The sequence below is a fragment of the Rhodoligotrophos sp. CJ14 genome (assembly GCF_038811545.1).
In the GTDB taxonomy this organism is placed as follows: domain Bacteria; phylum Pseudomonadota; class Alphaproteobacteria; order Rhizobiales; family Im1; genus Rhodoligotrophos; species Rhodoligotrophos ferricapiens.
In genome coordinates, this window is the sequence record NZ_CP133319.1 from 1,552,825 (window position 1) to 1,575,598 (window position 22,774).

Genomic DNA, 22,774 nt, shown 5'->3' on the forward strand with positions numbered 1-22,774 from the left:
GGTAGCAGACGCAATCTACACACCGTTTGGTCAGTGGTGGCAAATGAGGATCATCAACAGATTGCCGGGCGTGCCGGTCGAGCGCGCGCTGGGTATTCTCTCCGGACGCTGGAAAGCTATCATCGTCTATACTTTGCTGGATGGCGCACAACGCACCTGCGAGTTGGAGAAGCGCATTACCGGGATCTCGCAAAAGGTGTTGATCGAGCAGCTCCGGGCGCTTGAGGAACATGGAGTGGTGAGCCGGCAGCCCAGTACCGATGCTTTGCAAGGGGTCGAATACCTGCTCACCCCGCTCGGCGAAAGCCTGCGGCCAATCCTGGAGGCTCTAATCGACTGGGGAGCTCATCACGCCAAGGAACTCGACGAGGTCCATAGGCTTCTGCCGTGCGACGCCGTCATTCGAGGGCGCACCCAAGGCGATCAGCTATAGCTTGGCGCCCAACCGATCCCGGCCCATTCAGCCTGGGATCTCTCCGACCACATTCGGTAATTGCTGCGCTGAAGCAGCCAGGAAGAAAGTTGAGGCGGGTTCGGGGTGCCGGATCAATGCAGCGCTTGACCCGCCGCTGTTGCCTGAGACGTTACCTAGATCACCGGAAGGAAACGCCTTATCCGGCTAAACCACTGAAAGGAATGGTACAGCTGCCCCGGCTCGAACGGGGGACCTCCTGATCCACAATCAGGCGCTCTAACCAACTGAGCTACAGCTGCAGTGCCATTTGGCGCGCAAAATAAGCACACGCTCCTGGCTTGGCAAGGTGGGATCAGCGTCTTTCCATCAGTTTCCCCAGCATGCCGCGCGCAATGCCGGGCCTAATCGGCTTTTGCGGCCGGATTTGCGGTCTGGCTGAAGCCAGACTGCAACGGCTTCATTGTTTCGCTCACGACCCGGCCGGCAAGGTCCGAAAGCTCCCGCACCTGCCCGCTCACCGTGGCGAAGCTGTCGCGCAGAAAGGCCTGCTGAATCGATAAGAGCTCCACGGGATCCCGCGAGGCAAGCATCTGCTGGAAATAACCAAATCCCAACGCAATGTTGAGCGTCATACATTGATGCAGCTTCTGCTGCAGCGCCATTGCCCCATCCGGCCAGTCGAAGCCGCTGAGGCCGGAGCCGAATATCCTCTCCGCATCATGCGCCTCTTGCGTCTCGTGCGCGTCAGTGGAAGCGGCCATCCTGTCAGCCGCTGCCGAAGCCCGAGCCGATGTGGCGCCAGCGCGGCCTCGGCCTGATCTCGTCTTTCCGCCTTTGCGGCTCTCTGTCGCGACCGCCCGACGATTCCTTGCAACCCCGTCGGCAGGCTCTGCGTTCTCGGTCGAACCTTTCGCATCAATGGGCGACTTGTTCACCTTTCTCGGCTTGTTTGGGCGAGCCGGGCGCTGAGGAACACCAGCATCGACGGAGCTCACTGGCGCGGTCTCCGACGCGGACTGAGTCCCGGCCGCGGGGTTCTGAATAGCATTATTGGCCGGTTGTATTTCGGCCTTGGGCGCGCCAGTTCCGGTTTTCGCAGCGGTGTCTTCGGTCATGAGGAGTTCCTATTAACCTTGCCGACGGGTGGTCGAGGCATAGACAATTTTTTCTGCAGCTGTAGGCCGAGATTAGGGATATCCTATTCACATGAATGCTGCGTTGCAACATCATCGCCCGCCATAATCGATCGTCAAACGTGATCGAGAGCAGTCTCGTCCTCCCCGGGGGTTGGCGGAGAATGCGGGGACGGGAGAGCGGCAGTCCATGATTTGGGCACGTTTTCAGTGGATAGGAGGAAAGCACCAGCTTGCGATTGCGCCTTTTTGAAAGGGATCGGGGCTAAGGTGCGGTTGGTGTTGGTGCACATCCTGGTAAGGATGGCCCAGGAGAAGCGAGCGTGACGAGAGGGGCACTACCGAGCCTGGATTCGCTGCAGCAGGCGGCCGAGGCGGCATGGCTGTGGGATATCGCCAGAGTGCGAATCGTCTGGGCGAACGAAGCCGGTATTCGCTTCTTCGGAGGCGAGTTGCTGTTCGACCTCCTTGATCGGCGTTTTGACCGCGGCGAGCCCGGGGTTGCCCGCCTCATTGCTCTTGCCGATGAGCTGGTCCGACCTGGCCAGGCCTCGGAAGAGGTTTTGAGTTTTCCCTCGAGCCCGTTTGGCGAGCCGATTGCCTGCGATTGCTATGCCCACCGCCTGAGCGATGGCCGGTCGGGCCTTCTCGTGATTGCGAAGCCGGTCGCCCCTGCCGAAGATGTTCCGCCCGCAGATCTTGCCAGCGCCGTGATCGATGCCCTGCCTCAGGCGGTGCTCACGCTCGATCGCGACGGGCGAACATTGCATGCCAATGCACCTGCGTCTGACCTGTTGAGCGACGCGCGCCGGCGAGGCCTTTCTGAGCTTTTCGCCCATGAGCGCAATGCGGCGCGGTTTATCGAGCGTGTGATTCAGGCCGGCATTGTCGGGGAATATCGCCGCATCGAGACCCGTTACGGCGCGCGCGATGTTCGCATCGAGGCCCGTCGCATCGGCCCTCGTGGCGGCGCCGAGCAAAGCGCCAACGCGCGCATTCTCCTCCTCATCGAGGATGTTGCCGAGCGCCGCGCGCTGGAGCGCAGTCTCCAGGAAAATGCCGCCCGCCTTGCAGATTTCGTTGCCGCTGCGGCCGACTTCACCTTCGAGCTTGATCAGAACCTGGCGTGGCAGGCCATAGGCCCCGATTTCACCGAGGCAACCGGCGTGCCTGCGGAAGAAATCGTAGGTGAAACTTGGCAGGCCGTTGCGCAGCGCTTCGACTTTGATCGCGACGGCCTGATCGCCCAAGCCATGGCCGAGCGCAAGTCCTGGCGTGCGACCGTTGAATGGCGCAAGGCGCATGACGTGCTCGCCACCACCACCTTGAGCGCGGTTGCTGTCGATGGTGATGATCGCCGCCACACCGCCTATCGGGGCATCGGTGCCTTGGTGAGCGGGGCCTCGCGACCGGCGCCTTCCCCCGCGCCGCAATCTGCCGCTGCAGCGGGCCAAGCCTCATCAGAATCCGCCGCATCCGCGGAGCAAACTAGACCTGAGGCCACCGCGGTCAGTGATGGTGGCCCTGCGGCTAAGCCAGCCGATAAACCTGTCGTTGCGCTCTATCATGCTGAAGCCGGGACGGAGGCCATTGCCCCCGCGCCCCAGGACGATGCCAAACCGTCCCGGTCTGCCATGCCCGTAGCGAATACCGGCATCGCCGCACCCGCCGACCACATACCGGTAACTGATGGCGGGCACGCCATTGCGTCGACCGATCACACCCCTGCGGTTGACCCTACGCCCCAGCGCGAATCGAAATCCTCGACGCAACGCCGCCTCACCCCCGAGGAAGCGGAAGCTTTTCTTCGCTTGGCACAGCGAATCGAGCGCGATCTCGCCAGTGTGACTGCGAGCGAGCCGGATCTGCCGAAATCGGTTCGCGAAACCGCGCCCGCTTTGGCAGAAGTGGCAACTGCCGAACTTGCCGTGGTTCAACCAGAACCGGCCGTGATCGAGCCAGAGGCGGAACCGGTACCTGCTCCCGCCCCGTCGAGCGGCCACCCTAAGCCGGAAAGCCTGGCCGTAACCGTCGCACGCGAGCTGCTGGCGGGCATCGAGATGCCCTCGCTCATTCACCGCGACGGGCAGGTTCTGGCCGCCAACCAGGGCGCAGCCGAGGCCCTGGGCTATGACAACCCCGAAGCGCTAGAAGTGGTGGGACTGGATGCCCTGCTGCCCGATTGGCGCAGCCGGGGCGAGGAGGCCTGTTTCTCCACGCCCGAAGGTCACATTGCCAGCAATTCCATCACCGCCCGCTCCTTGGACTGGCCCGGCGGCCCCGTCCGTCAGCTGATCTTCACGCCGCGCGGCAAGCCGCTGCCCGGCAAGGATGCTGCGGCCGTGCCGGATGTCTGGGCCCCCAGCGATTCGACCCTGAAGGCCATTATCGAGACCGCGACCGACGGCATCATCATGCTGGAGCGCAATGGCACGATCCGCAGCATCAACGCCGGCGCGCAGGCCATTTTCGGCATTGATGCGCGCGAGGCCCTGGGTCGCCCTCTCAGCGATTTCCTCACCGCCGAGAGCGCCAAGACCTTCAAGGATTACCTCGCCGCCTTGGTCGATGGCACCCTCACCACAATCTTCAATGACGGGCGCGAGGTGACCGGCATCGAGCGCCAGGGCGGCGAGATCCCGCTCTTCCTCACCATGAGCCCCGTTGAGGATGGCGACCGTTTCTGTGCGGTGCTGCGCGACATAACCCACTGGAAGAAGGCGGAAGCCGACCTGAGGGCAGCGAAGGAAGAGGCCGAACGCACCAGCGCCCAGAAATCCGAGTTCCTCGCCAATATTAGCCATGAACTGCGCACCCCTCTGAATGCGATCCTCGGCTTCTCCGAGGTGATGAAGGCCGAGCGCTTCGGCGCGATCCGCAACGACAAATATCTCGGCTATATCGGCGACATCCATGCCAGCGGCGAGCACCTGCTGAGTCTCATCAACGACCTTCTCGATCTGTCGAAGGTCGAGGCCGGCAAGCTCGAGCTCAATTTCACCGCCGTGAACCTTGTCGATGTGGTCGACCAGGCCGTGCACATCATGCAGGATCAGGCCCGCGAAGGCCGCGTGCTGATGCGGACCAGCATCCCAGCCGATCTGCCGCCCGTGGTGGCAGACCAGCGCTCGATCCGGCAGATCGTGCTGAACCTGCTGTCCAACGCAGTGAAATTCACCGAACCCGGGGGGCAGGTCATCATCTCCCTGCTCACCACGCCCCAAGGCGAAGTGAAGCTGCGGGTCAAGGACACCGGCATCGGCATGACCGAGGATGAGCTTCAGGAGGCGCTGAAGCCGTTCCGCCGGGTGGAGACCAAGCGCCGCCGCGCCGGCGGCACGGGCCTGGGTCTGCCGCTCACCAAGGCGCTCACCGAAGCAAACCGTGCCGGCTTTGCCATTTCCAGCCGGCCGGAGAGCGGCACCATGGTCGAGATCACCTTCCCGACGACCCGGGTCTTGGCTGAATAAGCGGTATGACAGGCACGCTGCCAGGAACTGGCCTGACAGCGCTTGCCCCGGAAACCCGCAATTCAGCGGATGGGCCCTCAGTCCTCCAAGGCGGCAAGGTCCTTATAGAGATCCAGCGCTTCCGGATTGGCGAGCGCCTCCCGGTTCTTGACCTCACGTCCATGGATCACGTCACGAACGGCGATCTCCGTGATCTTGCCCGATTTGGTGCGGGGAATATCGGCGACGGCGATGACCTTCGCCGGCACATGCCGCGGTGATGCCCCCGTGCGAATTTGCCTCTTGATCCGGCTGATGAGCTCTTCATCGAGCTTCACCCCGTCTCTGAGCCTGACGAACAGCACGACCCGCACGTCATTATCCCAGCTCTGGCCAACCGCGATGGCCTCGATCACCTCGGGGATCTGCTCGACCTGTGCATAGATTTCCGCGGTGCCGATGCGCACCCCGCCCGGATTGAGCGTCGCATCCGACCGTCCGTGGATGATCATCCCCTCATGCTCGGTCCACTCGGCAAAATCCCCATGCGCCCAGATATTGGGAAACCGCGCGAAATAGGCGTTGAAATATTTCTCGCCCCCGGGATCGTTCCAGAACATCACCGGCATCGAGGGAAATGGCGCGGTGCACACCAGCTCACCCTTGCCTCTCGCCAGCGGCTTGCCCTCGTCATCGAACACATCGACCGCATTGCCCAGGCTCGGTGACTGGATCTCACCTTCATAGACCGGCAGAAGCGGATTGCCGCTGACAAAACAACCGCAGAGATCCGTGCCGCCGGAAATAGAGGCAAGATGGATGTCGGACTTGATACCGGAATAGACGAAGGCGAAGCTTTCCGGCGCCAGCGGCGAGCCCGTCGAGAACATCGTGCGCACGCTGGTAAGCTTATGCGTATCCATCGGGTGCCATCCGGTCTTCTTCACCGCATCGATATATTTCGCCGACGTCCCGAACTGCGTAATGCCAACCTCATCCGCATAGTCGAACAGCACCCGCTCCGATGGCGCAAACGGCGAGCCATCATAGAGGATGAGGGTTGCTTCCGACATGAGACCCGACATCAGCCAATTCCACATCATCCAGCCGCAGGTGGAGAAATAGAACAGCCGGTCGCCGGCTTTGATATCCCCATGCAATTGCTGCTCGGTCAGATGCTTGAGAATGATCCCGCCAGTGCGGTGCACGATGCATTTGGGAATGCCGGTCGTGCCGCTGGAGAACAGAATGAAGATCGGATGATCAAAGGCCACCTGCTCGAAGGTGATTTCGCCACCGGGCTCGGCGCCGAGGAAATCCTCATAGGTCTTCGCATTGCGCAGCTTGCGCACCGCATCATTGCCCGCGCCGATATAGTCGATCACCACCACGGTCTCGACCGATGGCAGCTGCTTCAGCACTTGCCCGATCTTCTCCGAAATATCGAGCGCCTTGCCGTTGTAATAATAGCCGTCACAGGTGACGAGCACCTTGGGCTCAATCTGGCCGAACCGATCGAGAATGCCTCGCTCACCGAAATCCGGTGAGCAGGACGACCAGATGGCGCCGATCGCCGTAGCGGCGAGAAAGGCCACCGTGGTTTCCGGCATGTTGGGAACCGCCGCGGCCACCCGGTCCCCCGGCTTGACCCCCGCCTGCCGGAGCGCCCGCGCCATACGCCCGACCGCATCGTAGAGCTCGGCCCAGCTGAGCTCGGAGCGCACCTTGTCCTCACCGCGGAAGATGATGGCAGGACTGTCATCCCGGCGGCGAAGCGCATTTTCGGCATAGTTCAGCCGGGCATCCGGGAAATAGCGTGCGCCAGGCATCTTGTCCGCATCGATCAGCACGCGCGTGCCACGTTCCGACGCGATGACGCCGCAGAAATCCCAGACGGTGTTCCAGAAATCCTCCTGGCGCTCGATCGAGAAGCGATGCAGCCCGTCATAATCGCTGATGGGCAAGCCGTAACGCTCACCGACCGCTTTCATGAAAGCCGCCATCCGGCTCGTCGCCTTGCGCTCCTCCGAGGCAGTCCAGAGGGGTTGCATCATCTTGCCACTCCAGCGTTTCCATTCACTTTTGCGCGCACCATAAGAAAAGATCAGCCTTATCCCAAGCGCTTTTCAGAGGCAGGTCTCGTCAGCAGTTTCGAGGCCGCAAGCATTGCCTTTGCAGGAATGCTAAAGTAACTCACTCGAATCAGCCGAACGCGCCGGTCGCAAATCTGCCTTGACCTTGGCGTAACGGGGGGCGTTCCCCCGCCTATTGAAGAGGAAGCGGCTCTCGTGAAACGTCTCGTTATTGGTCTGACGGCTGTCGTCCTTGTGGCGATTCTTGCGCTTGCCGCCTTGCCCTTCGTCATCAGTGCCGATTTCGTCGCGCGGCAGATCACCGAGGCGGTGCGAGAGCAGACCGGCCGTGAGATCACCTTGGGAGAGCCGCCGAGTCTCAGCTTCTACCCGGACTTTGGGATCGAGCTCAATGATGTCGCCCTGAGCAACCCGCCTGGCATGCCATCCGGCAATGTCATGTTGACGGACAGTCTCCGGGTGAAGGTGGCGCTTCTGCCGCTCCTGTCCGGCAAGCTCGACATCAAGGCCTTCGTTGTGGATATGCCCCGGCTTAATCTGCTGATCGATGGGGAGGGCCACAGCAACTGGGTCTTTGACAGCAGAGGCCAACCCGCCACCAACGATCAGCAGAGCGAAGCTGCCGCTGCGGATGAGGAGCCTGCCGACGCCTTGGATGCGCCCACCGATCCCACGGATTATCCGGATACGGCCGCACAAGCGGTAACTTTCGCGCCCATCGAGATCCGGAACGGCACCGTGCGCTACCTCGACGAGCGCAACGGGGTCAACTTCATGGCCGAGCAGGTGAATGTCACCCTCACGCTCGCCAATCTCGATGCTCCCTTCCAGGCGAAGGGATCTCTCATCTGGAATGGCCAGCAGGTCTCTTTCGACGGCACGCTCCGCCAGCCGACCCAGCTTGCGGCCGGGTCCGCATCCGCAGCGGATCTGACCCTGACCTCGCCGCTGATGAATGTCGGCTATGACGGGCAGATCTCGTTGAAGGACGGGCTGTCCCTTGCCGGGGTGATCGGCTTCACCACGCCAAGCCTGCGCGAGCTCATGCAATGGGCCGGAAAGCCACTGCCGGACGGGCGCGGACTGGGCAGCTTCCGCGCGGAAAGCGCCATCGGCCTGCAGCACGACGTGCTGACCCTGAAAGAGGCGGAGATCACCCTGGATGGAATGCAGGGCCGAGGGAACGTCCGCGTCGAGCTGGAAGGGCCCCGCCCGAAGGTGATCGCGACCTTGGGCGTCGATACGATCGACGTGAATGTTTATCGGGCCAGCACGGGGCCTCAGACCGAGCCGCAGGGGGAGCGGGAGCCGTCCGCCCTCGTGGATGGCTGGAGCAGCGAGCCCATTGATTTGTCTGGGCTGAAAGCCCTTGATGCGGATCTGACACTGAACACCGGCCGGGTGATCTTCGGAGATCTGAAGACGGAAGCTGGCGGCCTCAGGTTGCTCATCGACGACGGCCTCTTGGAGGCGCAGCTCAACGATCTGTCCCTCTATGGCGGGACCGCGGCCGGCAATATCCAGATCGATGGCTCCAAGGAGGTGCCGGTCCTTCGCATGGTGCTCAGCGCCAATAATTTCGACAGCTACGGCCTCTTGCGGGACTTCTCCGGGCTCGATCGCATCGAGGGACGCGGAGCAACGTCGATTTCCCTTACCGCGCAGGGAAGCAGCCAGGCAGCGCTCATGTCCACAATGCGTGGCCAGGTTACCTTTCGCCTCACAGACGGGGCGGTCCGTGGCGTGAACCTGCCGGGAATGGTCCGCAATGTGGCGGCTCATGTGGTGGATGGTTGGCAGGGCACCGGCCAGGATCTCACCGATTTCAGTATTTTCGAGGGCACCTTCGACATTGAGAACGGATTGGCCGCCAATAGCGATCTCACCCTGATGGGGCCCTTGGTTCGTGTGACGGGTGAAGGCTCGATCGACCTGCCGAGCCAGACCATCGATTATCGCATCGATCCGAAGCTCGTGGCCATGCTGCAGCCGAAGGAAGGCGAGCAGGCATTTGAGGGCTTCAACGTTCCCATCGTGGTGAAGGGTCCCTGGGCCAGGCCCAAGATCTACCCTGATTTGGAAGGTATCCTGAAGGATCCACAGGCCGCCTATCGGCAGTTCAAGGGGCTGGTAAAGGCGGCTGGCGCGATCAATCCCGCGGCCGGTCAGAAGCTCCTGGAGGATGCCATGGGTGGCGCCGGCGTGCTGCTTGGCGACAGGATTCGCACGGGATTGGGGGGTCAGACAGAGAGCTTGACCGGCGATGGGGCTAGCCGGTTCATCGAAGGCTTGACCAGCGGCGGTTTCGGCAAACCCGCCGAGGTTAAGCCGGAGGAAAAGGCAGCATCGCCTGATGCTCCACAAGAGCCAGGATCGAAGGGGGATCCGATCGGCCAGGTGCCATTGGCAGCACAGCCTCCCGGAACCGCGCCGGGCGAGACTGGAACGATAACGCCCGATGCCGGTACCCCAAGCGAGCGATCCGGGAATGCCGCTCGCCAGGACACCCCTGACCAGGCGACGCCCCTTTCGGGGACAGCACAGGGCGCCCCCCTCCAGGCCCCGCCGCCCGCGGCAACGGCACCCGCGCCGGCACCATCCGGGGTGACCGCCGCCAAGGGCGACCCGCTTCAGCAGCCGCCGCTGGGCGGAGCGGCCGCCAAAGGCGACTTGCCGCCAAACGTTGATCCCCAGCCACTGGCCCCGCAGCAGCAAGCCCCACAATCACCGGTGCCGCAGGCGGATGGCAAGGGCGATGCCCAGCATTGATGAGGCGCTGGGCGAAGGCAGGTGAGCATGATCAGGGTTCAGGCTGAAGCCTTTGATGTTGGCCGGGAGCTCGCCGCGCTCAAAGCTGGCAACACGGCCATCGGTGGCATCGCGCTTTTTGTGGGCACCGTTCGCGACGCCTCCGGTGGGACGGCTGTGGCCGAGATGACCCTCGAGCATTATCCCGGCATGACCGAGAAGGCTCTGGCTGAGATCGAAGAGGAGGCTCATCGCCGCTGGCCGCTTGAGGCGTCCCTGATCATCCATCGTTACGGGCGGCTCACGGTCGGCGAGGACATCGTGCTGGTGATAACCGCATCGGCCCATCGCGAGGCCGCCTTTTCCGCTTGCGAGTTCCTGGTCGATTGGCTCAAGACCAAGGCGCCGTTCTGGAAGCTGGAAGCAGCCCCTGGTCAGGCCGGTGAGGCGCGTTGGGTTGCCGCGCGCCAAGAAGATGACGAGGCTGCGCGCCGCTGGCACGAGCCGTCGCAACCTGAGGGGTAAACATGGCTGAGGCAGCCGAACATCTGACCCTCGCGCTCTGGGCGGTCAATCTGGGACGGCCGCTTAACGGGCTTTCAGCCTGGGTGGCCGGCATCGAAGCTAAGATGCAGGAGCTGAAATCAGAAGGCGTCGACCTCCTGATCCTGCCCGAATATGCCTGCGAGCAGTGGCTGTCCTTCAAACCCGAAGGTCTCGAGCCGACCGCGGAAATCGCCTGGATGGCCGAGCAGGCGGATCTCGTGCTGCCGATGCTCGAGCCGCTGGCCCGCAACTACGATATGGCTTTGCTCGCGGGCACCATGCCGGCGGCTCATGAAGGCGGCTTCCGCAATCGCGCCTGGCTGTTTCTCCCCGATGGCCGCAGGATCGGTCAAGACAAGCTCTGCTTGACCCCCTTCGAGAAGGACCCGGCAGCCTGGCTGCTCGAGCCCGGCGAGCTTATTCATGTGGTCGAATGGCGCGGCGCGCGGCTTGCAACCTGCATCTGCCTTGATGTGGAACTGCCGGCCCTATCGGCAAAGCTCGCCCCGCTTGAGCCTGACCTCGTCCTGGTCCCCTCGATGACCGCGGGCTTGTCCGGCTATTCCCGCGTGTTCGGCTGTGCCAAGGCCCGCGCGGTCGAGCTTATGGCGGCGGTCGCTGCCGTGGGCGTGGTCGGGGCAGCCCCCGGCACGACGCAGAACGACACCAATGTCTCGGGCTGCTCGGTCTTCCTGCCCTGCGAGCCGAGCTTGGGCGAGACCGGCCTTTACGCTGAGATTGCACCGGTTGCGACCCATGACGGCGAAGGTCCGCTGCTGATCGCACGCAATGTCCCCATCGGAGCCATTCGCGCATTGCGGGCCAGCGCGGCCGAAGTCTGGCCCGGCGCCTTCTCGGCCCAGGCGCTCAAGACCGCGATCGTCTAGAATATTGGCGGAAAAAGGGATCCGGTCCTCAAAGCGCGCGAGCGCGGCCTCGGTGGCGTGATCACTTATCCCAATGGCGCGGGCGATTGGCCTTCCATTCCCGGCCCGCCGTCGGGCTCGGGCTGTCGGTCGCGTGCGACTTCGAGCTGCGCATGCCATCCACGTGGCTATGCTTCTCATCCCGCTCGCCACCGCCGCCAGAAACCTGGCTGACAGGCGGATTGGTCGATGATCCCGCGGGGCGAGGGTCGTGCTTCTCCGGCATGGGCTTGCTGCGGTCCTCGTGACTGGCACCCGGACCGCCCCATCTCTTGGTATTCGGGTGTTTCTCAGGCATGACTGTCTCCTCGATCAGATACCGCCTTCAGCCGCGCCGAACCTTGCGCCCGCCTCGCAGCCATAAGCGCTCTAATGGTCAACCTGATCTGGGGCCGGTCGTTCCCGAGTAAGCCTTCAGGCTTTTTGCTTAGCCTTCTCCGACACCCGCGCCATGAACCTGTCGACGTCGATGATAGCGCGTTCGTGGAAACCCTCACCGATGAAGCCGGCCTCATCCCTGCAGATCACCTTGAAGCGCAGCTTGCGCCCCTCGATGGCGATAAGCTCGACCTCCGCGGTCACGGTCATGCCGAGCGGCGTGGCCGCCGCATGGCTTACATCCACATGCGTCCCAACGGTCCGCTCATGCGCATCGAGAAACGGCCGCAAGCCTTCGATGCAGGTGCATTCGATGAAGCCCACCATGAAGGCCGTGGCAAACACCGGCGGCATGTCGGCAAAGCCCGCAAAGGCCTGCGATACGAACGGTACCGTGAGCGACTGATCCACCGTGATGCTTTGCGAATGCCGCAGCCCGACCACTAATCCCGACTTCATGAGACCCCCGCTTGAGCTTAGAGCAATTCCAGGCAAGTCCGGAATTGCACCAGAACCAAGAACTTGGCCCTCAGGCCAGCCAGCGCTTGCGCCGGCGATAATGCTTCACATCCTTGAACGAGCGACGTCCGGCACCGGAGATGCCGAGATAGAACTCGCGCACATCCTCATTCGCCCGCAGATTATCAGCCGTGCCGTCCAGCACGATCCGGCCATTCTCCATGATATAGCCATAATCCGCATAGCGCAGCGCTATACTCGTGTTCTGCTCGGCAAGCAGGAATGACACCCTTTCGGTCTTGTTCAGGTTCTGAACGATCGAGAAGATCTCCTCGACGATTTGCGGCGCGAGCCCCATGGACGGCTCGTCCAGCAGCACCATGGCGGGCCGGGACATGAGCGCCCGGCCGATTGCGCACATCTGCTGCTCACCTCCGGAAGTATAGCCGGCCTGCGAGCTGCGCCGATCCCTCAGGCGTGGGAAATAGCTGTAGACCATCTCCAGATCGCGCGCGATGGCAGCCCGGCCATCCCGCCGCGTGAAGGCGCCCGTCAGCAGGTTCTCCTCGATGGTGAGATGCCCGAAACAGTGGCGCCCCTCCATCACCTGAATGCAGCCGCGGCGCACCAGCTCGTTCGGTGAGAGCTTCTCGACGCGCTCACCCCTGAACTCGATCGAGCCCTTGGTGACCTCGCCGCGTTCGGCCTGCAGCAGGTTCGAGATCGCCTTGAGCGTCGTCGTCTTGCCCGCGCCATTGGCACCCAGCAGCGCGACGATATGGCCCTCAGGCACGCTCAGCGACACGCCCTTGAGCACTAGGATGACGTGATCGTAGATCACCTCGATATTGTTGACCGAAAGGATCGCCCCGCCGGGGGCATCCGGCACCGCATCCCCTGCCCTATCTGTTCCCGATGCTGTCGCAGCGATGGTCTGGCTCATCATTGGCTCCGGGGCTGTTTGGAGATCATCGCACGGGCATCCGGGTTCGGGAGCCAGAACCCGTGCGATGAACCAAGCTCAGTTTGTAGCGCAAGCCTCCGTCCGCTCCGGCCAGGGCTGGTTCGCGGCCACATATTCCTTGGCCGCCTTGTCGAGAAGCGGTTGCACCACGTCCGTCATCGGCGAGAACCATTCGCTGGCCTGCTCGTATTCCTTGCCGTTCCAGCGCTGGATATAGAGCTGCGTATGGCCGGAATGGTCGGTGCAGGTGAGCTTCACCGGCTGGGCGAAATTGGCAAAACCGATCTCGGCCCAGCGCTCAGGCGTTATCTGGAGGTTCTCGAGGCCAATCCGCATATCCTCGCCCGTGATCACCTTCTTGCCCGTCAGCTTCTGCGCAGTGCGAATGGCCTCCGCGATCAGCACCGAGTTATAGACGCCGCGGTTATAAAGATTGGTCCCGACGAGATCCGGGCTCGAAACCTGGCTGAGGCCCTTGTCCACCACGAACTTGCGGATATCGTTCAGGGCCGGGAAATCCGACCGCGCCGAGTGGAAGTTGAGGATCATGAAGCCCTTCGCCCCCTCGCCCGTCTGGCGCGCGTCATCCTCCGTCGGCCACCACATGGAGATCAGCTTGTCCATGGGGAAGCGGGTCTTGGCGGCCTCCTTGATGGCCGTCGGGTTCATGGCACCCCAGCCTTGCAGATAGACCCAGTCCGGCCTGTCGCGGCGCACATTGAGCCAGGTCGATGACTGGTTCTGCATCTGCTGAGCCGGCACCGGATATTTCAGGAGCTCGAACCCATATTTGCTGGCCAGCTGTTCGAGCAGCGGTATTGGCTCGCGACCATAGCCTGCATCAAGAAAGACGAAGCCGATCTTCTTGCCCTTGAGCTTGTCGAGCCCCCCTTCCGTATTGGCGATGTGCAGGATGATTGCCGATGCGCCATCCCAATAGGTGTCCGGCGGGTTGAAGATCCAGGGGAACACGTTGCCATCCGCGGCGGCCGAAAGCCCATAGGCCATGGAGAGGATCGGGATCTTGTCCTTGGCCGCAAGCGGGATCAGCGGCAAGGTAATGCCCGTCGACCACGGGTTGAACACCACCGGCTTGCGCCCGCGCATGGCTTGATAGCATTCGACGCCTTTTTGCGTGTCATAGCCCGTCTCGCATTCCTCGATTTCGAGCCTCACGCCGCCGATGCCCCCGTCGCGCTCGTTGAGCATGGTCAGGTAATCGCGCAGTCCGTTGGCGATGTGGGTCCCGGATCCGGCGAACGGCCCGGTGCGATAGGTCGGCAGCGGGATAAAGATCGAATCCTGCGCCTTCACGGGAACGCTAGCAGGTGCCGATAAGGCGACCGCCAGCGCGGCGGCGAGCCCCAACAGTTTCGCTTTCATCTGCCTTGAACCTCCTCCCTTGATTGCACCGCATCTTCAGGCGGTGTCCGCGGCCGCGCCTCAATAAGGGAACGGCCAAACCCTGAGTTTCTGCTTGCCCACCTGCCACAGCCGCGCGAGCCCATGCGGCTCGACGATGAGGAAGGCGATGATCAGCGCGCCGATCACAATGAACGACAGATGCTCGACCGTTTCAGCCCCAATCGCGATGCCAAAGACGCTCGGTATGGCGCGCAGGAATGCCGGCAGGATCCAGATGAAGGCGGCCCCCAGAAACGAGCCGACCAGCGAGCCCAACCCGCCGATGATCACCATGAACAGGATCTGGAACGACAGATTGATGGAAAAGGCGGTTGGCTCCGTTGCCCCCAGCCAGAAGAACACCATCGCAGCCCCGGCGACCCCGCAATAGAAGGACGAGACCGCAAAGGCGAGCAATTTGGTCTGGAAGAGCTTGACCCCCATCAGCTCGGCCGCGATGTCCATGTCGCGCACCATCATCCACGACCGGCCGATGCGCCCGCGCACCAGGTTCGAGGCGATCCAGGTCATGACGACCACGATGGTGAGCACGACCAGATAACGCGCGGTCGCATTGGCACCGGGTCCGGTGAGGACGATGTTCAGTCCACGCCGCGCAGGGGCCTCGATCGCGCCAGACGGATTGTAATTGTAGAGCCACGGGATGCGGATGAAGCACCATTCCAGAAAGAACTGCGCGGCAAGCGTCGTCACCACGAGATAGAAGCCCTTGATCCGCAGGGAGGGCAGCCCGAACAGCACCCCAATGGCGGCGGACACGAAGCCCGACGCCAGCACCAGGAGAATGATGTCGGCATCTGGAAAGAAGGTGGTGAGCTTGTAGCAGGCATAGGCGCCGACCCCCATGAAGGCGCCGGTGCCGAGGGACAATTGCCCGGCATAGCCCGTGAGAAGATTGAGCCCGATCGTGGCAAGCGCCAGGATCAGGAACGGGATCATGATCGTGCTGATGAAGAAATTTGTCGCAAACAGCGGGATGCCGATAAAGGCGACCGCCAGGATGATGGCAATCCCGATCCGATCCTGCAGGATCGGAAAGATCGATTGATCCGCCGCGTAGCTCGTCTTGAATTGACCGGCTTCCCGATAGAACATCGCTCACACCCGCTCGATGATGCGCTCGCCGAACAGGCCCTGCGGCCGGAACAGCAGGACGATGAGCGCGATGAAATAGGCAAGCCAGGTCTCGATCCCGCCGCCGATCAGCGGCCCCCAATAGATTTCGCCGAGCTTCTCCCCGATCCCGATGATCAGCCCGCCAACGATGGCGCCGGGAATGGAGGTGAGCCCCCCGAGCACCAGAACCGGCAGCGCCTTGAGTGCCACGATCTGGAGCGCGAAGGATACATCCGACCGCGCGCCCCACATGATGCCTGTGGCCAGCGCCACGATGCCGGCGGCAAACCACACGATCACCCAGATCTGGTTGAGCGAGATGCCGACCGACAGCGCCGCCTGGTGGTCGTCCGCCACCGCCCGCAGCGCCCGGCCGATGCGGGTCGAATGAAAGAACACCGCGAGTGATCCCACCATGATGATGGCGATCACCGCGGCCGCGATATCGATCTGGTTCAGGATGACGAGCCCACCGAACAGCTCGAGATCATAGGAGCCGGTGGGCAGACCCAGCTCTTGCGTGATCATGACCTTGGGCTCGCCGCCGAAGATGAACTCACCGAGCCCGATGAGCAGATAGGTGAGCCCGATCGTCGCCATGAGCAGGATGATGTCCGGCTGATTGACCAGCGGCCGCAGCACCACCCTTTCGATCGTCACCGCCAGGAGGAACATGATGCCGATGCAGATCAGCAGGGCAAGATAGGCCGGCACTCCCGCCTCGTGTAGACCCACCAGCGAGAGCACTGCGAACACCACCATGATGCCTTGGGCGAAGTTGAACACGCCCGATGCCTTGAAAATCAGCACAAAGCCGAGCGCGATCAGCGAATAGAGGATGCCGGCGACGAACCCTTCCCAGAGCACTTGGAGGAAGAAGTCCGGGGTCGTCGCCATCTGCATGAAAGGATCAACGAACAGGCTATAGAGCAGGCTCATGCGTCCGGCACCCCCAGATAGGCATCGATCACCGCCTGGTTCGTCCTGACCTCGTCCGGCACCCCATCGGCGATCTTGCGTCCATATTCGAGCACCACCACCCGGTCGGAGAGGTCCATGACCACGCCCATATCATGCTCGATCAGGGCAATGGTGGTGCCGAACTGGTCGCGCACATCGAGGATGAAACGGCACATATCCTCCTTCTCCTCGACATTCATGCCGGCCATCGGCTCATCCAGCAGCAGAAGATCTGGTTCGAGCGCCAGCGCCCGGCCGAGTTCGACGCGCTTCTGCAGCCCATAGGGAAGCCTGCCCACCGGGGTCTTGCGGATATGCTCGATCTTGAGGAAATCGATGATCTCTTCCACCCGGCGCCTATGGGCGATTTCCTCCGCCCGCGCCGGCCCGTAATGGATCATCTGCCAGAAGAAGCCGCGATGCATCTTGAGCTGCCGGCCGGACATGATGTTGTCGAGCGTGGTCATGCCCTTGAACAGCGCGACATTCTGGAAGGTCCGGGCAATGCCGCCGGCGGCTGCCTCATGGGGCCGCATTTTCCGCCGCGTCTCGCCCTTGAAGGTGATCGTTCCCTCCTGGGGCGTGTAGAAGCCGTTGATGATGTTGAGCATCGACGTCTTGCCCGCACCATTGGGGCCGATAATGGCGCGGATCTCGCCCTTGGCGATATCGAAGGAGACATCCGAGATCGCCTTGATGCCACCGAACGACAACGACACATTGCGCACGTCCAGCAGAATCTCCCGCCGTGCGGCCTCCGGCGCGGGCGCCCGCGTGGGACTGGGAGCGGTCTTGACGGCAGCCTCGCTCATTCCGCAGCCTCCCGGAGCGACATGGGTTCCACCTCCATGTCCCGGATTTTCACATTGGCGCGGATAACGCCCTTGCGACCATCCTCGAAGGTCACCTCGGTGGCGATATCGCAGCTCTGAGCGCCGCTATAGAGCGCCTCGATCAACGGGCCGTAGCGCTCGGCAATGAAGCCGCGCCGCACCTTCTGAGTCCGGGTGAGCTCGCCATCATCCGGGTCGAGCTCCTTATGCAGAATGAGAAAGCGGCGGATCTGGCTTGCCGCCATCTGCGGCTCCGCGACGAGATCCGCATTCACCCTCGCGACGTCCGCAGCGATCATGTCATAGACCAGCGGATGGCCGGCAAGTTCCTGATAGGACGCATAGGCGATATTGTTGCGCTCGGCCCAATTGCCCACGGCCGTCAAATCGATATTGATGAAGGCGGTCACAAAGTCTCGTTCATTGCCGAACGCCACGGCCTCCTTGACCCTCGGGAAGAACTTCAGCTTGTTCTCGATATATTTCGGCGCAAACAGCGCGCCATTGTTGAGCCGACCCACATCTTTTGCACGATCGATGATCTTGAGCTGCCCATCTTCGGTGAAAAATCCGGCATCCCCCGTTTTGACATAGCCATCCTCGGTGAGGAGCTGCGCCGTGTTCTCCGGATCCTTGAAATAACCGACCAGCATGCCGGGCGACTTGAACTGGACCTCCCCGCTCGGCGCGATGCGAATATCCACGTCCCGTAGAGGCGGCCCCACCGCATCCGAGCGCACTTGCCCATCATGCTGCATGGTGAGAAAGACGCTTGCCTCGGTCTGCCCGTACAGCTGCTTCAGGTTGACCCCGATCGAGCGATAGAAGGAGAAGAGGTCCGGTCCGATCGCCTCTCCCGCCGTATAGGCGACCCGGATGCGCGAGAAGCCGAGCACGTTCTTGAGCGGCCCATAGACCAGGATATGCCCCAACGCATAGTTGAGCCGGCCAGCAAGCCCTACTGGCTCGCCATTCAAGATCTTCTCGCCATGGCGCTTCGCCACCGCAAGGAAATGGTGAAACAGACGCTGCTTGAGCCGGCCCGCGTCCTCCATCCGGATCATGACGGTCGTGAGCAGGTTTTCGAACACCCGCGGCGGCGCGAAATAGAAGCTCGGCCCGATCTCCTTCAGGTCCTGCAGCACAGTCTCTTCGCTTTCGGGACAAGAGATGCAGAACCCTGCCCAATGCGCCTGGCCATAGGAGAAGATGTGATCGCCCGCCCAGGCGATCGGCAGATAGGCGAGCATTTCCTCTCGCTCGGTGAGCTGATCGAGCAGGCAGGCGTTATGCGCGGTGGTGATCAGATTGTCATGGGACAGCATCACGCCCTTGGGACGTCCCGTGGTGCCGGACGTATAGAGGATCACTGCGGTATCTGATCCCTGCCCCTCCGCGATACCCTCCTCCCAGCGTGTTCGCGCCGACGGGTCATGAGCCAGGGCCTTGGTGCCGAGATCCTGAACCTCGGCGAAGCTCTTCAGCCGACGATGGTCGTAATCCAGAAGGCCGCGTGGATCGTCATAGATGATCTGCTTGAGCGCGAGCCCTTGGGGAAGGGAAAGCAGCTTGTCGACCTGCTCCTGGTCCTCGACCACCGCGAAGCGGGCTTCTGCATGCTCGAGCACATAGCCCATCTCTTCAGCCACCGCGTCCGCATAGATCGGCACCGGGATCGCGCCGAGCGATTGTGCGGCGGTGATGCTCCAGTAGAGGTGCGGCCTGTTCCGGCCGATAATGGCAAGCTTGTCGCCCGGCTCGAGCCCGAATGCCTTGAGACCGAGGGCGAAAGCCGCGATCTCATCCAGCACTTCGGCCCAGCTCCAGCTCTGCCAGATCCCGAGATCCTTATGCCGAATCGATGGACGCTGCCCCCTTTCACGGGCATTCCGCAGCAACAGTTTGGGAAAGGTATTGCCGGCGGCGCCGACACTGCCCTTCGCATTGGCCATGAGCCTGTTCCCTCCAACTCGCGCCCATCTCTTGATGGATGGTGCGCCGCTGCACGTCCGGCTTAATGCCGCTCATGCCGCTGTGTTCTGATGGACTTGAGCCCCCACGCCGTGGCGGTAAGTCTCTTTTTCTGCGATCATGCGCCTTTGCGCAGGCCGCGCAACCCCGACGAAGGGCGGGTTGCGCTCGGCGCCTAACGCATGTTAGGTTCTACGGCCCTAACATCTGTTAGGTCAAGCTTTATCGCCACAACAAGCGCACCCGCGACGCTGCAATGAGAGGACCACGATCGATGACCCAGCTCCAGGCCAGCATGCCGGCGTCCCGTACGTCGTTTTCTCCGTATTTCGGAGAAGAGCATGAGATGCTGCGCCAGCAGGTGCGGCGCTTCGTCGAAACGGAGATCAAGCCCCATGCCGCCGCCTGGGAGGAGCAGGGTTTCGTGCCGCGCGAGGTCTTGCGGCACATGGGAGAGCTTGGCTTCTTTGGCATCCGCTATCCCGAGGACTATGGCGGCAGCAATATGGATACCCTGGCGACGGTGGTGCTCGCCGAAGAGCTCGGACGCTCGACCTTTAGTGGCGTCGCCATCACCGCGCTGGTTCACACCGACATGGCATCCGTGCATGTCTATAACTACGGCAATGAGGCCCAGAAACAGCGATACATGCCCGGCATCATTGCCGGGACCATCATCACGGCTATTGCCGTCACGGAACCGGGCGCCGGCTCCGATGTCAAATCGATCCGCACGACAGCCCGCCGCGAGGGTGATCATTACATCCTGAACGGCGCCAAGATGTTCATCACCAATGGGGTGCATGCCGACCTCTATTGCGTGGCTGCGAAGACCGACACCTCCGCCAAGCCCTCGCAAGGCGTGTCCATGTTCCTTGTGGAAAAGGGAACGCCCGGCTTCACCGTCTCCCGTGCGCTGGACAAGCATGGCTGGCGCTCATCCGACACGGCCGAGCTTGCCTTCCAGGATTGCCGCGTTCCCGCCGAGTGCCTGCTCGGACAGGAAGGCCGCGGCTTCTACGCGATCATGCGCAACTTTCAGAACGAGCGCATCGTCATCTCGGCCATGGCCATGGGCGAAGCGCAGGCCGCCCTCGATCTGACCCTCGATTATGTGACCACCCGCCAGGCCTTTGGCGCCACCCTCTATGAGAAGCAGGCCATCCGCCAGCGCCTGGCCATGCTGTCAGCGAAGGTTGAGGCCGGCCGCCAGCTCGTCTATCGCGCCGCATGGTTGGACACCCAAGGCATTGATTGCGTGCGCGAGGTCTCCATGGCCAAGGCCTATTGCGGCGAGCTGGTGAACGAGGTCATGTATGCCTGCGTGCAGTTCCATGGTGGCATGGGCTTCATGCGCGAAAGCACCATTGAGCGCATGTCGCGCGATGCCCGCGTCCAGGCGATCGGCGGCGGCGCAACCGAGGTCATGCTGGAAGAGGTGGCCAAACGCCTTCACATCTAGGAAAAGCGGAAACGCTTTAGCGCTTCAGGCGGTGCTCGCCCTGCCGCTGGTGACGATGGCCGAAAAGGCGGCCGCAAGCTCCGCCACGCTGAGACGCCCCGGCTGGTACCAGTCTGGTGTCTGATTCATGGCACCCAGCAGCATGAGTCTCAAGGCTGCCGGTGGCGCATCTTTCGGCAGGATGTTCTCCGCCTCCAATTGCGCCACGAGCTCACGCCAGATCGCCTCGTATTCCCGGCGCGCCGGCAGCGAGCGCTCTCTCACCGGCGCGGGCACCGTGGCGAAGGCCTTGATACTGGCCGAGGTGTAATCGCCGTGCTCGAGAAGAGCGGTGAGATGTGCCGTGATCGCCGCCTGGAGCCGCGCCTCCGCTGTGGCATCATCCGGCAGCGCCGCGAGCGCTGTCCGCACCGCCTTATCGACGACCCGCACCCCTTCGGTCAGCACCGCCTCGACGATCTCATCCTTCCCTGAGAAATGGTGATAGATGCTGCCGGCCTTGATCCCCACCGCATCGGCAATGTCGCGCAAGGTGGTCGCCTGGTAGCCACGGGTCCGCAGCAGCTTTGCCGTCGCATCCAGGATGAGACGCGCCGATCTCCCATTGTTGGCCGTGAGTTCCACAGCTGATCCCATCTCGCGATCCGACAGGGTCTTGCCCCTTCCACCATCCGCCAGGATGAACCCAAAGATATTCAACCGCGCGCGGAGCGTCGCCGGCCCGGAGCCTTCTCTCGCTCGCAAACGACGCTGGCCGCGAAATCATGCGCGATTTTCTGAATGCTGAGCCGGCCGGGGCGGTACCATTCGCCCGCCCAATTGACCGCACCGAGCAGCATCAAGCGCACCGCGTCCTCCGACACGCCCTCCGCCAGCAATCCGCTCCTGTCGGCATCCGCGATGATCTCCCGCCAGATCTCTTCGTAATTGCGCCGCTCGACCCGGCAGTTCTCGCGCACGTTGCGCGGCAGGAAACTGAAGGCACGGATGCTGGCCGAGGTATAATCGCTATGCTCGAGCGATGACAGGAGGTGTGCACGCACCGCCGTCTCGAGACGCAGCCGCGGGCCCGCATCGTCGGGCAGTGCCGCTAAGGCCTCGGTCACCGCCTCGTGCACCACCCGAACCCCCTCGTTCACGACCCGCTGGATGATGTCGTCCTTGGTGGGAAAGTGATGATAGATGCTGCCGGCCTTGATGCCAACCTCGAGCGCGATGGCGCGCAGGGTGGTTGCCTCATACCCCTTGTGACGGAGAAGCCGCGCGGCCGCGTCCAGGATCTGGCGGGCAGCACCCATCGGCTTGAGCCCGCCGCCGGACTGGCTCGTGTCGGCCACCCTCTCGGGGTGAGCGCGCCCCACGAGCCCTGTTGCACTGGCCTTGCCCGTCATCCCGTCTGCACGCCCTCATCTCCCTCTGTCACGGCGCCCCAGGAGCCGGAAGGATGCCGCTCGCGCCGCATCAGCAAGCGCGCGGTGCCCTCTTGCACCACTCTGTCATCCTGATCAAGGATCGTGAAAGCGAGCCCCAGCAGGCCCCTTTTCGGGTCTTTGACGTCCCGCTTTTCCGTAACATCGATCACAGCCCGGATCGTATCTCCTGCGCGAACCGGCGCCCGGAAATCCCAGGTTACACCCAGCAGTGCCACCACCGTGCCATCGATGAGATCAAGCCGCGAGGCAAGTCCGAACGCGATGCCGATTCCCATCGGCCCATGCGCGATCCGGCCGCCGAACGCCGTTGCCCGCGCGAAGACCTCATCCGTATGCACCGGATTATAGTCGCCGGTCAGCCCGGAGAAACTGGCGATGTCGAATTCGGTGATCGTCCGCGCCGGCGTCACGAAACGCTGGCCGACCGAGAATTCGCCGAACAGGCGTCCCATTACGCAAACCT

Annotated in this window: 19 protein-coding genes and 1 tRNA gene; 6 read left to right on the forward strand and 14 right to left on the reverse strand. The window is 62.6% G+C overall.

Going from position 1 to position 22,774, the window contains the following annotated elements; genetic code table 11:
- Positions 1-43: 43 nt before the first annotated feature.
- Complete coding sequence (locus RCF49_RS07125) at positions 44-433, forward strand: winged helix-turn-helix transcriptional regulator (RefSeq protein ID WP_342643340.1); 390 nt, start codon at positions 44-46, stop codon at positions 431-433.
- 204 nt (positions 434-637) lie between these two features.
- Here RCF49_RS07125 and RCF49_RS07130 read toward each other — a convergent pair.
- Positions 638-714: transfer RNA gene (locus RCF49_RS07130), tRNA-His, on the reverse strand.
- A gap of 102 nt (positions 715-816) precedes the next feature.
- Positions 817-1,077 carry a TIGR01841 family phasin gene (gene phaP / locus RCF49_RS07135; RefSeq protein WP_342643341.1) on the reverse strand — a complete coding sequence of 87 codons (261 nt, stop codon included), beginning with the start codon at positions 1,075-1,077 and terminating at the stop codon, positions 817-819.
- Between the two features lie 794 nt (positions 1,078-1,871).
- On the opposite strand from phaP, the gene RCF49_RS07140 reads away from it, so the two are divergent.
- On the forward strand, positions 1,872-5,018 hold the full coding sequence (locus tag RCF49_RS07140; protein ID WP_342643342.1) for a PAS domain-containing sensor histidine kinase: 3,147 nt from the start codon (positions 1,872-1,874) through the stop codon (positions 5,016-5,018).
- A 77-nt stretch (positions 5,019-5,095) separates the two neighbouring features.
- On the opposite strand, the gene RCF49_RS07145 is transcribed toward RCF49_RS07140, so the two are convergent.
- Complete coding sequence (locus tag RCF49_RS07145) at positions 5,096-7,051, reverse strand: acetoacetate--CoA ligase (protein ID WP_342643343.1); 1,956 nt, start codon at positions 7,049-7,051, stop codon at positions 5,096-5,098.
- Positions 7,052-7,285: 234 nt separating this feature from the next.
- Between RCF49_RS07145 and RCF49_RS07150 the strand changes: the two genes are divergently transcribed.
- Genes RCF49_RS07150 through RCF49_RS07160 form a run of 3 tightly spaced genes read left to right on the forward strand, consistent with a single transcriptional unit; the run spans position 7,286 to position 11,271 of the window.
- Positions 7,286-9,859, forward strand: coding sequence for an AsmA family protein (locus RCF49_RS07150; RefSeq protein ID WP_342643344.1), 2,574 nt, complete (start codon positions 7,286-7,288; stop codon positions 9,857-9,859).
- A gap of 27 nt (positions 9,860-9,886) precedes the next feature.
- Positions 9,887-10,363, forward strand: a complete 477-nt coding sequence (locus RCF49_RS07155) for a molybdenum cofactor biosynthesis protein MoaE (RefSeq protein ID WP_342643345.1) — start codon at positions 9,887-9,889, stop codon at positions 10,361-10,363.
- Positions 10,364-10,365: 2 nt separating this feature from the next.
- The gene (locus tag RCF49_RS07160) at positions 10,366-11,271 is read left to right on the forward strand and encodes a nitrilase-related carbon-nitrogen hydrolase (RefSeq protein ID WP_342643346.1); all 906 of its coding nucleotides are present in this window, start codon (positions 10,366-10,368) and stop codon (positions 11,269-11,271) included.
- 61 nt (positions 11,272-11,332) lie between these two features.
- Here RCF49_RS07160 and RCF49_RS07165 read toward each other — a convergent pair whose 3' ends face one another.
- The 8 genes from RCF49_RS07165 to RCF49_RS07200 form a co-directional block, all read right to left on the reverse strand.
- Positions 11,333-11,608, reverse strand: a complete 276-nt coding sequence (locus tag RCF49_RS07165; protein ID WP_342644289.1) for a hypothetical protein — start codon at positions 11,606-11,608, stop codon at positions 11,333-11,335.
- A gap of 116 nt (positions 11,609-11,724) precedes the next feature.
- On the reverse strand, positions 11,725-12,147 hold the full coding sequence (locus tag RCF49_RS07170; RefSeq protein ID WP_342643347.1) for a thioesterase family protein: 423 nt from the start codon (positions 12,145-12,147) through the stop codon (positions 11,725-11,727).
- 70 nt (positions 12,148-12,217) lie between these two features.
- On the reverse strand, positions 12,218-13,090 hold the full coding sequence (locus tag RCF49_RS07175; protein ID WP_342643348.1) for an ABC transporter ATP-binding protein: 873 nt from the start codon (positions 13,088-13,090) through the stop codon (positions 12,218-12,220).
- Between the two features lie 78 nt (positions 13,091-13,168).
- Positions 13,169-14,494, reverse strand: coding sequence for an ABC transporter substrate-binding protein (locus RCF49_RS07180; protein ID WP_342643349.1), 1,326 nt, complete (start codon positions 14,492-14,494; stop codon positions 13,169-13,171).
- 60 nt (positions 14,495-14,554) lie between these two features.
- Complete coding sequence (locus RCF49_RS07185; RefSeq protein ID WP_342643350.1) at positions 14,555-15,631, reverse strand: branched-chain amino acid ABC transporter permease; 1,077 nt, start codon at positions 15,629-15,631, stop codon at positions 14,555-14,557.
- 3 nt (positions 15,632-15,634) lie between these two features.
- Complete coding sequence (locus RCF49_RS07190; RefSeq protein ID WP_342643351.1) at positions 15,635-16,591, reverse strand: branched-chain amino acid ABC transporter permease; 957 nt, start codon at positions 16,589-16,591, stop codon at positions 15,635-15,637.
- Positions 16,588-17,424, reverse strand: coding sequence for an ABC transporter ATP-binding protein (locus RCF49_RS07195; RefSeq protein ID WP_342643352.1), 837 nt, complete (start codon positions 17,422-17,424; stop codon positions 16,588-16,590). The genes RCF49_RS07190 and RCF49_RS07195 overlap by 4 nt, the downstream gene beginning before the upstream one ends.
- Positions 17,421-19,397 (reverse strand): AMP-binding protein, encoded by a 1,977-nt coding sequence (locus tag RCF49_RS07200; RefSeq protein WP_342643353.1) that lies wholly within the window; start codon positions 19,395-19,397, stop codon positions 17,421-17,423. Before RCF49_RS07200 ends, RCF49_RS07195 begins: the two co-directional genes overlap by 4 nt.
- Before the next feature lie 293 nt (positions 19,398-19,690).
- Between RCF49_RS07200 and RCF49_RS07205 the strand changes: the two genes are divergently transcribed.
- The gene (locus RCF49_RS07205; protein ID WP_342643354.1) at positions 19,691-20,878 is read left to right on the forward strand and encodes an acyl-CoA dehydrogenase family protein; all 1,188 of its coding nucleotides are present in this window, start codon (positions 19,691-19,693) and stop codon (positions 20,876-20,878) included.
- A 24-nt stretch (positions 20,879-20,902) separates the two neighbouring features.
- Here the strand turns inward: RCF49_RS07205 and RCF49_RS07210 are convergent, their stop codons facing one another.
- Genes RCF49_RS07210 through RCF49_RS07220 form a run of 3 tightly spaced genes read right to left on the reverse strand, consistent with a single transcriptional unit; the run spans position 20,903 to position 22,763 of the window.
- On the reverse strand, positions 20,903-21,514 hold the full coding sequence (locus tag RCF49_RS07210; protein WP_342643355.1) for a TetR/AcrR family transcriptional regulator: 612 nt from the start codon (positions 21,512-21,514) through the stop codon (positions 20,903-20,905).
- 59 nt (positions 21,515-21,573) lie between these two features.
- Complete coding sequence (locus RCF49_RS07215; RefSeq protein WP_342643356.1) at positions 21,574-22,269, reverse strand: TetR/AcrR family transcriptional regulator; 696 nt, start codon at positions 22,267-22,269, stop codon at positions 21,574-21,576.
- The gene (locus tag RCF49_RS07220) at positions 22,266-22,763 is read right to left on the reverse strand and encodes a MaoC/PaaZ C-terminal domain-containing protein (RefSeq protein ID WP_342643357.1); all 498 of its coding nucleotides are present in this window, start codon (positions 22,761-22,763) and stop codon (positions 22,266-22,268) included. The genes RCF49_RS07215 and RCF49_RS07220 overlap by 4 nt, the downstream gene beginning before the upstream one ends.
- Positions 22,764-22,774 lie beyond the last annotated feature (11 nt).

Excerpts from the sequence above, each read along its gene's own strand:
- RCF49_RS07155 (WP_342643345.1), top strand. The coding sequence starts at position 9,887 with ATGATCAGGGTTCAGGCTGAAGCCTTTGATGTTGGCCGGGAGCTCGCC.
- RCF49_RS07190 (WP_342643351.1), bottom strand. The coding sequence starts at position 16,591 with ATGAGCCTGCTCTATAGCCTGTTCGTTGATCCTTTCATGCAGATGGCG.
- RCF49_RS07125 (WP_342643340.1), top strand. The coding sequence starts at position 44 with ATGAGGATCATCAACAGATTGCCGGGCGTGCCGGTCGAGCGCGCGCTG.
- RCF49_RS07195 (WP_342643352.1), bottom strand. The coding sequence starts at position 17,424 with ATGAGCGAGGCTGCCGTCAAGACCGCTCCCAGTCCCACGCGGGCGCCC.
- phaP (WP_342643341.1), bottom strand. The coding sequence starts at position 1,077 with ATGGCGCTGCAGCAGAAGCTGCATCAATGTATGACGCTCAACATTGCG.
- RCF49_RS07185 (WP_342643350.1), bottom strand. The coding sequence starts at position 15,631 with ATGTTCTATCGGGAAGCCGGTCAATTCAAGACGAGCTACGCGGCGGAT.
- RCF49_RS07175 (WP_342643348.1), bottom strand. The coding sequence starts at position 13,090 with ATGAGCCAGACCATCGCTGCGACAGCATCGGGAACAGATAGGGCAGGG.
- RCF49_RS07215 (WP_342643356.1), bottom strand. The coding sequence starts at position 22,269 with ATGACGGGCAAGGCCAGTGCAACAGGGCTCGTGGGGCGCGCTCACCCC.
- RCF49_RS07210 (WP_342643355.1), bottom strand. The coding sequence starts at position 21,514 with ATGGGATCAGCTGTGGAACTCACGGCCAACAATGGGAGATCGGCGCGT.
- RCF49_RS07160 (WP_342643346.1), top strand. The coding sequence starts at position 10,366 with ATGGCTGAGGCAGCCGAACATCTGACCCTCGCGCTCTGGGCGGTCAAT.
- RCF49_RS07170 (WP_342643347.1), bottom strand. The coding sequence starts at position 12,147 with ATGAAGTCGGGATTAGTGGTCGGGCTGCGGCATTCGCAAAGCATCACG.
- RCF49_RS07220 (WP_342643357.1), bottom strand. The coding sequence starts at position 22,763 with ATGGGACGCCTGTTCGGCGAATTCTCGGTCGGCCAGCGTTTCGTGACG.
- RCF49_RS07200 (WP_342643353.1), bottom strand. The coding sequence starts at position 19,397 with ATGGCCAATGCGAAGGGCAGTGTCGGCGCCGCCGGCAATACCTTTCCC.
- RCF49_RS07205 (WP_342643354.1), top strand. The coding sequence starts at position 19,691 with ATGACCCAGCTCCAGGCCAGCATGCCGGCGTCCCGTACGTCGTTTTCT.
- RCF49_RS07180 (WP_342643349.1), bottom strand. The coding sequence starts at position 14,494 with ATGAAAGCGAAACTGTTGGGGCTCGCCGCCGCGCTGGCGGTCGCCTTA.
- RCF49_RS07145 (WP_342643343.1), bottom strand. The coding sequence starts at position 7,051 with ATGATGCAACCCCTCTGGACTGCCTCGGAGGAGCGCAAGGCGACGAGC.
- RCF49_RS07165 (WP_342644289.1), bottom strand. The coding sequence starts at position 11,608 with ATGCCTGAGAAACACCCGAATACCAAGAGATGGGGCGGTCCGGGTGCC.